Source organism: Butyricimonas faecihominis (assembly GCF_033096445.1).
In the GTDB taxonomy this organism is placed as follows: Bacteria; Bacteroidota; Bacteroidia; order Bacteroidales; family Marinifilaceae; genus Butyricimonas; species Butyricimonas faecihominis.
This window is the reverse complement of the sequence record NZ_AP028155.1, coordinates 1,468,212-1,481,162: the sequence shown is the minus strand read 5'-3', so window position 1 is coordinate 1,481,162 and position 12,951 is coordinate 1,468,212. Positions and strand designations below refer to the sequence as shown.

At 38.7% G+C, this 12,951-nt stretch carries 10 protein-coding genes; 7 read left to right on the top strand and 3 right to left on the bottom strand.

Annotation, left to right across the window (positions count from 1 at the left end):
* Nucleotides 1–5: 5 nt before the first annotated feature.
* The 6 genes from hsdR to R8806_RS06245 are packed head-to-tail and all read left to right on the top strand — an operon-like array spanning nt 6 to nt 8,678.
* On the top strand, nt 6–2,324 hold the full coding sequence (gene hsdR, locus R8806_RS06270; protein ID WP_135950348.1) for an EcoAI/FtnUII family type I restriction enzme subunit R: 2,319 nt from the start codon (nt 6–8) through the stop codon (nt 2,322–2,324).
* A gap of 2 nt (nt 2,325–2,326) precedes the next feature.
* Nucleotides 2,327–3,835: a class I SAM-dependent DNA methyltransferase gene (locus R8806_RS06265; RefSeq protein ID WP_005936642.1), complete on the top strand. Its 1,509-nt coding sequence runs from the start codon at nt 2,327–2,329 to the stop codon at nt 3,833–3,835.
* A gap of 15 nt (nt 3,836–3,850) precedes the next feature.
* Nucleotides 3,851–4,867: a hypothetical protein gene (locus R8806_RS06260; RefSeq protein ID WP_005936643.1), complete on the top strand. Its 1,017-nt coding sequence runs from the start codon at nt 3,851–3,853 to the stop codon at nt 4,865–4,867.
* Nucleotides 4,860–5,333, top strand: coding sequence for a Fic family protein (locus R8806_RS06255; RefSeq protein WP_149941426.1), 474 nt, complete (start codon nt 4,860–4,862; stop codon nt 5,331–5,333). Before R8806_RS06260 ends, R8806_RS06255 begins: the two co-directional genes overlap by 8 nt.
* Nucleotides 5,334–5,345: 12 nt before the next feature.
* Nucleotides 5,346–7,118, top strand: coding sequence for an AIPR family protein (locus R8806_RS06250; RefSeq protein WP_005936645.1), 1,773 nt, complete (start codon nt 5,346–5,348; stop codon nt 7,116–7,118).
* A 3-nt stretch (nt 7,119–7,121) separates the two neighbouring features.
* The gene (locus R8806_RS06245; protein WP_221230310.1) at nt 7,122–8,678 is read left to right on the top strand and encodes a restriction endonuclease subunit S; all 1,557 of its coding nucleotides are present in this window, start codon (nt 7,122–7,124) and stop codon (nt 8,676–8,678) included.
* Here the strand turns inward: R8806_RS06245 and R8806_RS06240 are convergent.
* Nucleotides 8,658–9,080, bottom strand: a complete 423-nt coding sequence (locus R8806_RS06240) for a restriction endonuclease subunit S (protein WP_018451903.1) — start codon at nt 9,078–9,080, stop codon at nt 8,658–8,660. The genes R8806_RS06245 and R8806_RS06240 overlap by 21 nt on opposite strands.
* A 62-nt stretch (nt 9,081–9,142) precedes the next feature.
* A complete protein-coding gene (locus tag R8806_RS06235; protein WP_151411783.1) occupies nt 9,143–10,534 on the bottom strand; it encodes a restriction endonuclease subunit S in 1,392 nt (463 codons plus the stop codon).
* Between the two features lie 45 nt (nt 10,535–10,579).
* On the opposite strand from R8806_RS06235, the gene R8806_RS06230 reads away from it, so the two are divergent.
* Nucleotides 10,580–11,386, top strand: a complete 807-nt coding sequence (locus R8806_RS06230) for a tyrosine-type recombinase/integrase (protein ID WP_005936653.1) — start codon at nt 10,580–10,582, stop codon at nt 11,384–11,386.
* Between the two features lie 7 nt (nt 11,387–11,393).
* Here the strand turns inward: R8806_RS06230 and mobV are convergent, their stop codons facing one another.
* On the bottom strand, nt 11,394–12,779 hold the full coding sequence (mobV, locus tag R8806_RS06225; RefSeq protein WP_005936656.1) for a MobV family relaxase: 1,386 nt from the start codon (nt 12,777–12,779) through the stop codon (nt 11,394–11,396).
* Nucleotides 12,780–12,951: the final 172 nt, after the last annotated feature.

The window sequence follows — 12,951 nt, the reverse complement described above, 5'->3', positions numbered from 1 at the left end:
ATGCCATGGAAGTAAACAAGAAAGAACTTAAAGAACAAGAGATACGCACTCTGTTCATTACTCCTGCACTCAATCAAAAAGGATGGGCTGTAGGCGTCAATATGCGTGAAGAGTATTATTTTACGGATGGTCGAGTACTTGTTATTGGCAACCAACATTCTGTGGCGGAGGGTAAAAAAGCCGATTATTTACTATATCATAAAGGTAAGCCCATCGCTGTAGTTGAAGCTAAAGACAATAAGCACGCAGTTGGAGGCGGTATTCAACAGGCTATGAGCTATGCCGAAATCCTTGACCTGAAATTTGCGTATTCCAGTAATGGTAATGCTTTCTTGGAACATGACTTTATCACGGGAAAAGAAACCGAAATCAAGTTAGAGGATTTTCCGACAGAGGAAGAACTATACAGTCGTTATCTTGCATCTAAGAATTACACATCAGTTGAACTTAACATAATAGAAACACCTTTCTATTATGATGCACATAGCCATGACCCACGATATTACCAACGCATAGCAGTTGATCGCACAGTAGAAGCTATCGCAAGAGGGCAACAACGTGTACTTGTGGTAATGGCTACCGGTACTGGTAAGACTTTTACTGCTTTCCAGATTATCCATCGTCTTCATAAAAGTGGGGCTAAGAAAAAGATTCTTTATCTTGCAGACCGCAATATCCTCATTGACCAAACAATGGTGCAAGACTTCAAGCCTTTCAAGAAGTTTATGACCAAGATAACTTCTGTTGGAGAGGGGAAGGAAAAAATTGATTCGTCATACGAAGTGTATATGGCTTTATACCACCAATTGGTCGGGAAAGAGGGTAAACCAGACCCATTCTTGGAGGTGCAGCCAAATTTCTTTGACTTAATTATTGTCGATGAGTGTCATAGAGGAAGTGCAAAAGACGATTCCGCATGGCGCAAGGTATTGGAATATTTTAGTTCGGCTACCCAAATTGGTATGACAGCCACACCGAAAGCAGACGAAGGAGCGAACAACTTGGATTATTTCGGTGAACCAGTATATACCTATTCACTTCTTCAAGGCATTCAAGATGGTTTCTTAGCTCCATACAGGGTTACAGCAGACTTTATCAATGTTGATTTACAAGGATGGACTCCAGAAGAAGGTGAAATAGATTTATTGGGCAAGGAGATTGAACAGAAACTATATCAAAGACAGAATATAGGTCGTGATCTTGCCATCAAGTTAAGGCGTAAAGTAGTAGCGCATAGGATAACCCAAATGTTATATGACATTGGTCGTATGACAAAGACAATCGTATTCTGTTCTGATATTGAGGAAGCTGCCGAAATGCGGACGCTGCTTATCAATATGAATAGCGATTTATGTAAAAAGTCACCTTACTATGTTACACGTATTGTTGGTGAGGATAAAGAAGGTAAGAAACAACTGGACAATTTCATTAGTGTAGATGAGCCTTATCCTGTAATTGTTACCACATCTGAACTTTTATCCACAGGAGTGGACTGCAAAACTTGTGGTTTAATCGTCATAGACAAAGAAATTGGTTCCATGACTGAATTTAAGCAAATCATTGGACGAGGTACACGACTTAGAAAAGACAAGGGCAAATGGCATTTGGAAATCCTTGATTTCCGCAATGCTACCGCAAAATTCAAAGATCCAGCATTTGATGGCAACCCGGAACCACCCAAAGGAGGAGGGAAAAAGCCAAAGCCTTACAAAATCATTGATGCTCCAGAAACTCCAATAGTATCTGAGCATCGTGAGAAATATCTTATCAGCGGTAAGAATATTCGCATTGCCCATGAAATCGTTTCAGTGTTAGGAGAAGATGGTAAGACGATGAGAACGGAAAGTGTTCAGTCGTTTGCTAAAAAGCAATTATTACGCCATTACCAAACTTTGGATGATTTTATCCAAACGTGGACGGAGGCAGAACGCAAACAGGCCATTATGGATGAATTGAAGGAATATGCTATTCTGATAGATGCTGTACGTGAAGCTAATCCGGCATTGAAGGATGCCGACATCTTTGATGTGATATGCCACGTTGCGTTTGACCAACCGCCATTAACAAGGAAAGAGAGAGCAAACAATGTAAAGAAGCGTAATTACTTCGGGAAGTACGAAGGTAAAGCTCGTGAAGTATTGGAGGCTCTTCTTGACAAATATGCAGAGAATGGTATTCTCGACTTTGAAAAGGCGAACATCTTGGAGATACCGCCATTCAATAGCATAGGGAAACCAACAAAAATCATAAAGTTATTTGGCGGTAAGGTTGCTTTTGAGCAAGCCATCAGAGAACTAGAATATCAAATTTATAAATCAGCTTAAAAATGGCAGTAAACAACATCATAAAGCGAATCCAAAATATAATGCGCCAAGACGCTGGTATCAATGGTGACGCACAGAGAATTGAACAAATGACTTGGATGTTTTTCTTGAAAGTCTATGACACTCAGGAAGAAACTTGGGAATACAAAGATGAAAACTACAAGTCTATCATCCCCGAAGATTTGCGTTGGCGTAAATGGGCAGTAGACGAAAAAGACGGTGAAGCATTAACAGGAGAAGCATTGCTCTCTTTTGTCAATGAAAAACTGTTCCCTACTTTAAAGAATCTTCCGATAGACGCCAATACACCAAGAGCCAAAAGCATTGTTCAAGAAACATTTGCTGACTTAAACCAGTATATGAAGAATGGAACGCTTTTGCGTCAAGTGGTCAACATCGTAAATGAAATCGAATTTGACGATGCTGATGACCGCCACACATTTGGAGATATTTATGAGGGAATCTTGAAAGACTTGCAATCAGCAGGCAATGCAGGTGAGTTCTATACTCCACGTGCTTTGACAGACTTTATCGTGATGATGCTTGACCCGAAATTGGGCGAGACCTTTGGTGACTTCACCAGTGGTACAGGCGGCTTCCTTACCTCTGCTCTCAATTATATGAGTAAGAGCGTCAGTTCTGCCGAAGATGGAGAAAAACTGCAAAATGCAGTCGTGGGACAAGAATGGAAACCGCTACCTTATCTTTTGAGTATAACAAATCTGTTACTCCATGATATTGAAGCTCCCAATATAGCTAACTGTGATTCGCTTGGAACAAATATCACTGATTTCAAGGAAAGCGATAAAGTGGATGTTATCGGTATGAATCCTCCGTATGGTGGTAGCACAGAAGATAGTGTAAAAAGCAATTTTCCGGTGCAGTACCGTTCAAGTGAAACAGCGGATTTGTTTATAGCCCTTATCATGTACCGCCTCAAAGCTAGTGGTAGATGCGGTGTGATTATCCCAGATGGTTTCTTGTTTGGTACGGATGGAGCAAAATTTGCACTTAAAGAAAATTTACTCCGCAAGTTCAATCTGCATACCATCATCCGTTTACCGGGTTCGATATTCTCCCCATATACCTCTATTGCAACCAACATTCTTTTCTTTAATAATGAAGAAGCAGAGGGCTGCGAAGAAGGATTCAAGACCAAAGAGACATGGTTCTATCGCTTGGATATGCCGGAAGGCTACAAGCACTTCTCAAAGACCAAACCAATGAAGGTGGAGCATACCCTACCTATTCAGGAATGGTGGAAAGACAGGAAAGAAATTATCAATGATGAAGTGGGAGAAAAGAGCCGTGTGTTCACTGCCCAACAGTTGATTGATTTGGATTGCAACTTCGACCAGTGCAAGTTCCCGAAAGAGGAAGAAGAAATACTCCCTCCGGCAGAACTGCTCAAACAGTATTTTGAGAAACGTGCTGCACTCGACCATGAAATAGACAAAACCCTTTCTGAGATTCAAAAAATTCTCGGCATAGACATAAAATCGTGTAACTGATAATAGTGAAGTGATATGAAAGATTTGACCATCTCAAACATAGAACGGCAGAATGTACTTAACAATCGTTTTGCGGTCAGTAAAGTACAAGAGCATCTTGATATAGAAGGAATGCTCTTTGAGGGAGAATACCGCTTTACAAAAAAAATGGTTGCCGACTTTTATCAAGTTGACACATCTACAATAGATCGTTACCTGCAATCAAATTCTGATGAGCTGAAACATAATGGATATATTTTATGTAAGGGTAAACAATTGAAAGAGTTTAAGTTAGAATTTGCTCACCTTATTAATGAGGCGAGCAAAACAACGCAGCTCGGATTATTTAATTTCCGCTCTTTCTTGAATATAGGTATGCTGCTTACAGAGAGTGAGAAAGCTAAAAAAGTCCGTAGCCTTATCTTGGATTTTGTGATTACTACCATCAATGAAAAGACAGGTGGAGGAACAAAATATATTAATCGTAGAGATGTGAATTATCTTCCTGCCGCAATCACAGAAGAAAACTATCGGAAAAATCTTACTTCTGCCATCAATCAATATGTGGATGGGCATCCTACATACAAATATTCTCAGATTACAGATTTTATCTACAAAGCTGTATTCAAAGAGAATGCTAAAGAATACCGAGAAGTATTAAAGTTGGATTCAAAAGACAATGTTCGACACACGTTGTATTCAGAGGTTCTATTGGTTATCTCTTCTTTTGAAAACGGAGTGGGTGCTGCTATCAGTGAACGATTCAAGGAAAATGGCGGCAGAAAACTTACCATTGACGAGGTAGAGCGCATTGTGAATGAACTTGCCGAACATCCCATGCAGAAACCTTATCTAAATGACGCCAGAACAAAAATGGCTTCAAGAGATTTCAGCTTTCGGGATGCGTATCATGGTAATATAGCAGATTATCTGCAAGCTGTTACTCCAGAAGAGTTTGAACGATTCATCGGCGACCAGTCTATTGATTTTGACCGTATCTTAGCGGACAATAAAGATGTGCTTAAACGCTTAAAACAAGCAGAGGATGAATAAGGGAATTATTTACATAGATTACGATGAAGCCCTAAACATCTATGGCAAAATGATTGATGCCAGTGATGGTGGCTTTGAAGGAGTGCGTGATGAAGGCGGTATTCGTGCTACATTGGATTTTGTGCAAAACGATTTATACTATCCTACCTTTGCCGACAAACTGACCTATTTGATGTATAGATTTTGTTCCGGGCACTTCTTCAATGATGGGAACAAGCGTATTGCACTGACTTTGAGTGCGTACTTCTTACACAAAAATAATTACTATTGGCACGCTTGTATCTGTATGCGTACATTGGAATCTATCATTTATCACGTGGCAGCATCGAACATCGACCAAGATTTGCTGCTACGCATCGTCAATAGCTTTTTGACCAGTAAAGATTATGACGAAGAACTGAAAATAGATATTGCCAATGCCATGAGCAAAGGAGAATTAGGAATACAAGGCGAAGATTACGAATAAATGAATATAATTATGGCAAATGTACTTGAAATCATAAAAAACGAAATTACGCAAGATTATTATAAAAATAATTTTCCAAATGATGGTCAACGTTTCGTTGCGTGGTATATGCGGAATATACATCTTCTGGATCAAAGACAAGCTAAAGATGCCATCACAGACGGAGCCAATGATAAACAAATTGATGCCGTATACATTGATGAAGACGAGCAAAAAATATATATTGTACAAGGGAAATACTACCTTGGTGAATCTGTTGATGCAACTCCTGTGAGAGAAGTTATATCTGCTTGGAGCCAGTTTAGTAACTTAGCTCAATTACAGGAAAATGCTAATTCTAAATTAAAGACTAAAATATCAGAAATAGCAACAGCATTAGAAGATGACTCTTACTGCGTATGTTTTGAATTAATAACAACATCTATCTTTACGGATGCGGCTATGGATGATATACATTCATTCCAAACCAAATTATCAGAGGAAGATGATGCTGAATTGAATTATAGTACACAATTCTCCGTAGTTGATAAACAAGGTTTGGAAGATGCTTATAGTTGTGTTATTGAACAAACGAATCCAACTTTAAACCATACTATCAAGCTTGAAGCTGGTAAATATATGACGACAGAATTAGGGGCGACAAGCGTAATAGTTGCAGCCATGCCTCTGAAAGAATGTATAAAACTCCCTGGCATTAAAGATGGATCTTTGTTCCAGAAAAATGTACGACAGAGTTTAGGCATTAACAATACCGTAAATAAAAAGATCAAGAAAACCATAAACGATCCGAATAAATGTGGTGACTTCTTCTTTTTTCATAATGGAATCACTGCCATTTGTAACAAAATTGAAGAATGTGGCAATGGTGAGTTTAAACTTTATGGATTGAATGTTGTAAATGGATGTCAATCATTGAATACTATTTTAAGTTGTAGTGAGAATGTACGAAAGCGTGATGATGCTTATGTTCTATTCAGATTTTATGAAATTCCACAAAGAGACAGGGCTGATTCTATTAGCATTAACACAAACACGCAAAGTGCTGTAAAGGCAAGAGATTTACGCAGTAACAGTAAGCAGATATTGAAACTCAAAAAGGCATACGAAGCAAAATATTCTAATGGATTCTTTGCAACCAAAAGAGGTGAAATTATTCCAGCCGACAAGGACAAACAGTACTGCATAGAGTTATCATATTTAGGAAAGAATCTTACAGCTTGGTACATGCAAAGACCTAATTTATCTTATGGTGAAACTAAGATTTTTGACAAGTATTTCAATACATTGTTCAAGAACGACTATTTGCCTGAAGATGCTTATGCTCTATCGTTTTGGATGAGAAAAATAATGGATGCATGGACTCAGGAAAACCCATTAGGACTGGAAGAGGAACTACTAACAATGAAGGCTTATGCTCCATACCATCTTCTTTTTGCCATATCAATGGTTTTTGCTAAATGTAACAATCAAACAAATGTACCATCACCGAGTGAGTGCTTAAAAGTTGCTTCTGAAAACAATCTTGTTGACAGCATAATTAATATTGCGGCAAACTGTTTAAACAGTGCTATTTCGGCAGAAAAAAACAATTGCGAGCAGAATAATAGAAGTTTCATTCCTCAAAATTGGGTAAAAAACAAGAGTTGCAATGCAGGTATTATGTCTGCTATTCAGAATTATTTTTCTTTCCTCCCAACAATGAATAAGGAGATGGATTCCAAACTTAAAAATGGAGTAAAAATAGACTCAAAGTATTTCTCATATAGAGTACAAGCAGAGGATTAAAAAATGAACGGAAAGCAATTAAAAAACAGCATACTTCAGTGGGCGATACAGGGCAAACTTGTACCGCAAGATCCTAATGACGAACCGGCATCTGTACTTCTTGAACGTATCAGAGCCGAAAAAGCTAGACTGGTCAAGGAAAAGAAAATCAAGAAAGATAAAAACGAATCTATCATTTACCGTGGTGATGATAATTCCTATTATGAGAAGTTTCTCGCTACGGGGGAAGTGAAATGTATTGATGAGGAGATTCCGTTTGAGATTCCAAAGGGATGGGAATGGAGTAAACTGTCAAATGTTATAGAACTGCTATCAGGGCAAGACTTTATTCCTGAAAAGTATAATTCGAGTAATCAAGGAATTCCCTATATTACAGGAGCAAGTAATATTGTGAATGGGAATTTGGTAATAAATCGTTGGACTGAAACTCCTACGGTAATAGGAAAATTAGGAGATTTACTTATTGTTTGTAAAGGTTCAGGAGTTGGGAAAATGTGCATCTGTAATGTAGATAAAATACATATTGCTAGACAAATTCAAATTATTAGAAATTTCTCCAATGCGATAAGTCTATCATATGTTAAATCTGTAGTTGAAGCTAATTTGCAAACGATAATTTCTAATGCACAAGGTGTTATCCCTGGAATTAGCCGTGAGCATATATTAAATCTTCTAATTCCACTTCCACCTACTAACGAGCAATATGAAATAGATAAAAAACTTCAAGAAATATTACCTGTTATCGATCGATATGCAAAATCTCAAGAGACATTAGATAAATTAAATGTAGAGCTTCTAGGAAATCTCAAAAAATCCATCCTACAAGAAGCTGTTCAAGGTCGGCTTGTACAACAAATAGCAGAAGAAGGAACTGGCGAAGAGTTACTTGAACAGATAAAATTGGAAAAGCAGCAACTCATTAAAGAAGGCAAGTTGAAGAAGTCTACTTTGACTGATTCTGTTATCTTTCGTGGTGACGATAACAAGTATTATGAGCAGGTAGGTAAAAAGTGCTTGGATATAACAGAACAGATACCTTTTGAAACTCCCAAGAATTGGGTATGGACAAGACTTTCTCATATTGCAAACATTTACACTGGCAACAGTATTAGTGAAACTGAAAAGAAATCAAAATTTACAGATGTTATAGGACGTTATTATATTGGAACTAAGGATGTTGATTTTAATAATCGGATTATTTACGATAATGGCATTGCGATTCCGAAACAATATGAACCTGATTTTAGACTTGCTCCCAATAACTCAATATTGATGTGTATTGAAGGTGGAAGTGCCGGAAGAAAAATTGCAATACTGAATCAAGATGTATGTTTTGGGAATAAGTTATGTTGTTTCTCACCATTTGTTGGAATCGGGAAATACATGTACTATTATCTACAGTCACCATCGTTCTTTGAACTATTTAACCTAAATAAAACGGGCATTATAGGTGGTGTAAGTATAGCAAAAGTAAAAGAAATATTAATACCATTACCTCCGATTAAAGAACAACAACGCATTGTTGCTCAAATAGAAAAACTATTTGAGCAACTGCGATAGTTCATTTATCCGTTCTGCAATACGCTGCTGTTCTTGATAAGGTGGAATACCAATAGGCAGATTGTAGAATAACTCTTTATTGAGGTGCGGAATAGCCGCACCTCTTTTTGAATTTCTCAAATCCTCTTTATAGAACAGAATGAAAGCCAAAATATATGGTTTCCATATAGCCGAAGAAAGCCATAACTGTTTGAATGTACTCCCCATATACCCATCTTGCGGAACAGTGAAAACTTCACCTGAATTTTCACCATCTACAAGAATGATGTTATCTCCGGCATAGACAAATTTTCCTTTCTCTACAATGGTAGCAGATGATTTACCACGTAGGTATTTTGCATCCAGACAGATGCCCTTTCCGTTTCTTTTTTCACCGTCTATCAGTTGGCATATGTCTTTCAAACGTAGCACAGACCAAATGTTAGGATATTCAAAAGGAAGCTCAATCTCAACGGTTTGCGCATTTATCCTCTCATAATACTTGCTAATTGCTCAATCTTTGAGATAATTCGGCTTTGCTCCATCAGAGGTGGAATCGGAACTAGATAAGTTTTTACTGTAGCAGTTGCAAGCTCCTTTTGTTTTGTACTACCATCCGATTTATCTTCTATTACAGATTGTACCGTATTGCTTGTGAAATAGTAATAAAGGTATTGTGGCAGAACAAACTTTTTCATTGCTCTTATAACAGTAACATGACTATCTGTCACAGCCAATTCATACGGGTTTAAGGTACTACAATAAATTGCCATTCGTCCTAATGTTCCCAATCCTGTAGAGTTCCACATTAAATCTCCGTCCTGTAAAATACGTTCTTCACCATACGATGATAAAGTATCTGGATCTATGAATTGGGCTTTATCTATTGAGAAACCACTCCATTGATTACACTTTTGCGCTACAACAGGGTATTTCTTTATCAGAGAGTATTTAGGTGACTTCCCTCTTTGGATATAAGAACATATATCGTTAAGTCTTACCCAACTCCAGCTATCAGGTATTTCAAATGGAATCTCGTCAGTAATATTCATTTCCGTATTTCCATTCTTCTCGAAGTACTTGTTATCGTCACCACGGAAGATAACAGAAGTAGCCAAGGCGGACTTCTTTAGCTTGCCCTCCTTCACTAACTTTTGCTTCTCTGCTTTTATTTGTTCAAGCAGTTCTTGCGCAGAACCTTCTTCTGCTATTTGTGGAACGAGTTTTCCTTGAATAGCCTCTTGTAGAATAGACTTTCTAAGAAGTTCGTAAACAGAATTATCTAAAGAATCCAATTTTGTCTGTAAAGTAGCATACTTATCAATAAAAGCATCAACCATCGACATTTTCTCCAATATTCTGTGCTGTTCTTTTACAGGTGGTATTGCCAATAAAATGGAATTCATCTTTTCTTGATTCATTTTCGGTTGAGCTGTACCTGTTACATAATCGACAAGAGATATAGCATTTATAAATAGAGCTACATAAGAAAGTGCCATTTCGCTGCAAACATCAAGCACATGGGCATGATTGTTCACCCAATACTTTCCTTTTGCTATAAAAGCAATGGGGGTACTTCTATTGATAAGATTTGCCCCATCTTCCCCAATTAGCAATAAATCTTTATCAAAAAGATATTTGTCAACTTTGTCGATAACACCGGAAGCCCCATAATAATCGTAAGTTTTCTTTAGATGTTGACGTTGAGCTACAGAAAGTGGAACCCTTTCACTATCCTTATTTATCATTACATTGCCAAAACGCTCCCATTCCCACCCCTGGGGTATCTCAAACGGTATCTCCTCATCAATGCACTTCACCTCTCCCGTAGCAAGCATCTTCTCATAATAGGAACTCAATGAATTTGTAAATACCATACATTATTAATGATAGTGAATTGTTTAACTAATAATGTATCAGACATGAACATTGAAAATTTTGGAACGTATCTTCGTCAAGGGAATATGGCGGAGAACACGATTGCGGCTTATCTATATGCCGTAAAAGAGTATTATTCCCGACATAAGGAACTGAACAAGCGCAACCTGCTTGTTTATAAGACTTATCTCATTGAAAAATTCAAGCCTAAAACCGTAAATCTACGTATTCAGGCAATGAACAAGTATCTTGACTATATGAATAAATCTCGTTTGAGATTAAAATCCGTCAAGGTACAACAGCGTAGTTATCTGGAAAATGTAATCAGCAATGCCGACTACGCTTTTCTGAAAAACAAACTAAAAAAGGAAGAAAACCAAGAATGGTATTTCGTAGTTCGTTTCCTTGCTGCTACAGGTGCACGAGTCAGTGAACTAATACAAATGAAGGTGGAACACGTGCAGATAGGTTATTTTGACATCTATACCAAAGGTGGCAAGATACGTCGTATCTATATTCCTAAATCACTCCGCAAGGAAGCTACGGAGTGGCTCAATAGCACCAATCGTACAAGCGGTTATCTATTCCTCAATCGCTTTGGCGAGCGTATCACCACCAGAGGTATTGCCCAACAGTTAAAAAACTATGCCACAAAATATGGTTTGAACGAGAAAGTGGTTTATCCTCATTCGTTCCGCCATCGCTTTGCCAAGAATTTCTTGGAGAAGTTCAACGATATTTCTTTACTTGCCGACCTGATGGGGCATGAAAGCATTGAAACCACTCGTATTTATTTGAGGCGTAGCAGTGCCGAGCAACAGGAAATTGTGGATAAGATTATAACTTGGTAAAGGCAATTTATCTGCGTTGCTGTGAGTTTTTCGTCTTCTGTTCTCCCCAAGGGAGTTCAGAGGATGAACCTCCGCTACCAGTTCCGACATGGACTTGCGCCTGACCACCTGCGGCAAGTTCAAAAGCCACTCCAAGTAGGTTGGCTTGTGCTTCATTGACCTGTTCCTGAGGCTCAAACACATCATTTATCAATTCATAGATGGTAGCTTCGTCTTTGGTGAAACTTTCCCATATCGGATTGAGCCAATCAACATGTTTTATAGAGTCGTATTTCTCATTACCTACCTGTGTCCAAATATGCAGACTGGGCTTATTATAATTGGGAATGAAATGGTGGATAAGTTCCGCCCCGGATGACAGACTGTAACGCTGAGGGTTAGCCTTACGGTCGAGCTGGTCAATGCGTAGATTCAACTTTTCTATAACAGAATCCTTTGCTTTGGATTGTCGGCCTGTTTTTTCTGCCATACGTATAGCCTTGTCTATCTCTTTCTGATAGCCGTTCCTTAATTGTTCAATCTCTTCCCTATGTTTTTCTTTCAGTTGAGACTTTTCAGACATTAGGGTTTTAATCTGATTTTTGAGTTTGGCAATCTGCTCATCCCTACTCGCAAGCTCTTTTTTCGCTTTAGCCAAATCCCCCTTGCCGAACCACGAAAGGATTGTGTTTTTCCCCTCTTGTGCTTTTTCAATGTCTGCCTGCAATTTGGCGATGTCTTCCTCATACCGATTTATTTGCTGTTTATAGTATTCTGAATTTGCCAGATGTTTTGCTGTAGAACCGACAATGCCACGCTGCAATCCGAATGGCTTCATGGCTGCTGCATAACTGTTCTGGTATTCGTGCAGTTTGCTACGTCGCATAACATCATCTGCCGATAGGCGTGCCCCGGACTTTGTTGCGTACTTCTTCTCACCCTCACGCTTTTTACGAAGTCGTTCTGTTGTTACAATGGGTACGATTGTGGCATGCAAGTGCGGAGTTTTCTCGTCCATGTGCAATACACAAGAAACAAGATTCTCGCTTCCGAAAGTATTTTTCAGCCATTTTAGATTGGCATCTATCCAATTATCCAACTTACCTTCCTTGGCAATCTTCATCATCTGTTCATGTGTTCCGGTCAAGATAATGCGGATGGCTTTCGTCTGGTTCTTGCCAACCTTGCGATGCAGTCTGGCATGGTCTATCCGATGTTGTATAGCATCCGTCCGGTTCTTCACCCCGGCAGGAAATACAACCAGTTCCCGATTGAGGTGCGTCCTATTTGCATCGGCATTGATGGGTACATATTTTTCCCTCTTGGCATCCTTCCTTTCTATATGGCATGACATACCAGAATCATTACCACTGCCACGTTGAAGGTGGCAGACTGCGTATTGCGTATTACTCATATCTTATTTCCTTTTATTGTTATACACTGATTCTTTGGTTGTAAAATCCCGCCTTTTGTGCCACAGGCATCCGGGTGTCGAGAGGGTATCCCTCCGCTTATGGGCTTTTTTACTGCCACTAGGAGAGTGAAAGCGGTGAAAATGCCCTAATAAGCTACGGGATTTTACAAAC

Excerpts from the sequence above, each read along its gene's own strand:
- R8806_RS06255 (WP_149941426.1), top strand. The coding sequence starts at position 4,860 with ATGAATAAGGGAATTATTTACATAGATTACGATGAAGCCCTAAACATC.
- mobV (WP_005936656.1), bottom strand. The coding sequence starts at position 12,779 with ATGAGTAATACGCAATACGCAGTCTGCCACCTTCAACGTGGCAGTGGT.
- R8806_RS06235 (WP_151411783.1), bottom strand. The coding sequence starts at position 10,534 with ATGGTATTTACAAATTCATTGAGTTCCTATTATGAGAAGATGCTTGCT.
- R8806_RS06260 (WP_005936643.1), top strand. The coding sequence starts at position 3,851 with ATGAAAGATTTGACCATCTCAAACATAGAACGGCAGAATGTACTTAAC.
- R8806_RS06265 (WP_005936642.1), top strand. The coding sequence starts at position 2,327 with ATGGCAGTAAACAACATCATAAAGCGAATCCAAAATATAATGCGCCAA.
- R8806_RS06230 (WP_005936653.1), top strand. The coding sequence starts at position 10,580 with ATGAACATTGAAAATTTTGGAACGTATCTTCGTCAAGGGAATATGGCG.
- R8806_RS06250 (WP_005936645.1), top strand. The coding sequence starts at position 5,346 with ATGGCAAATGTACTTGAAATCATAAAAAACGAAATTACGCAAGATTAT.
- R8806_RS06245 (WP_221230310.1), top strand. The coding sequence starts at position 7,122 with ATGAACGGAAAGCAATTAAAAAACAGCATACTTCAGTGGGCGATACAG.
- hsdR (WP_135950348.1), top strand. The coding sequence starts at position 6 with ATGGAAGTAAACAAGAAAGAACTTAAAGAACAAGAGATACGCACTCTG.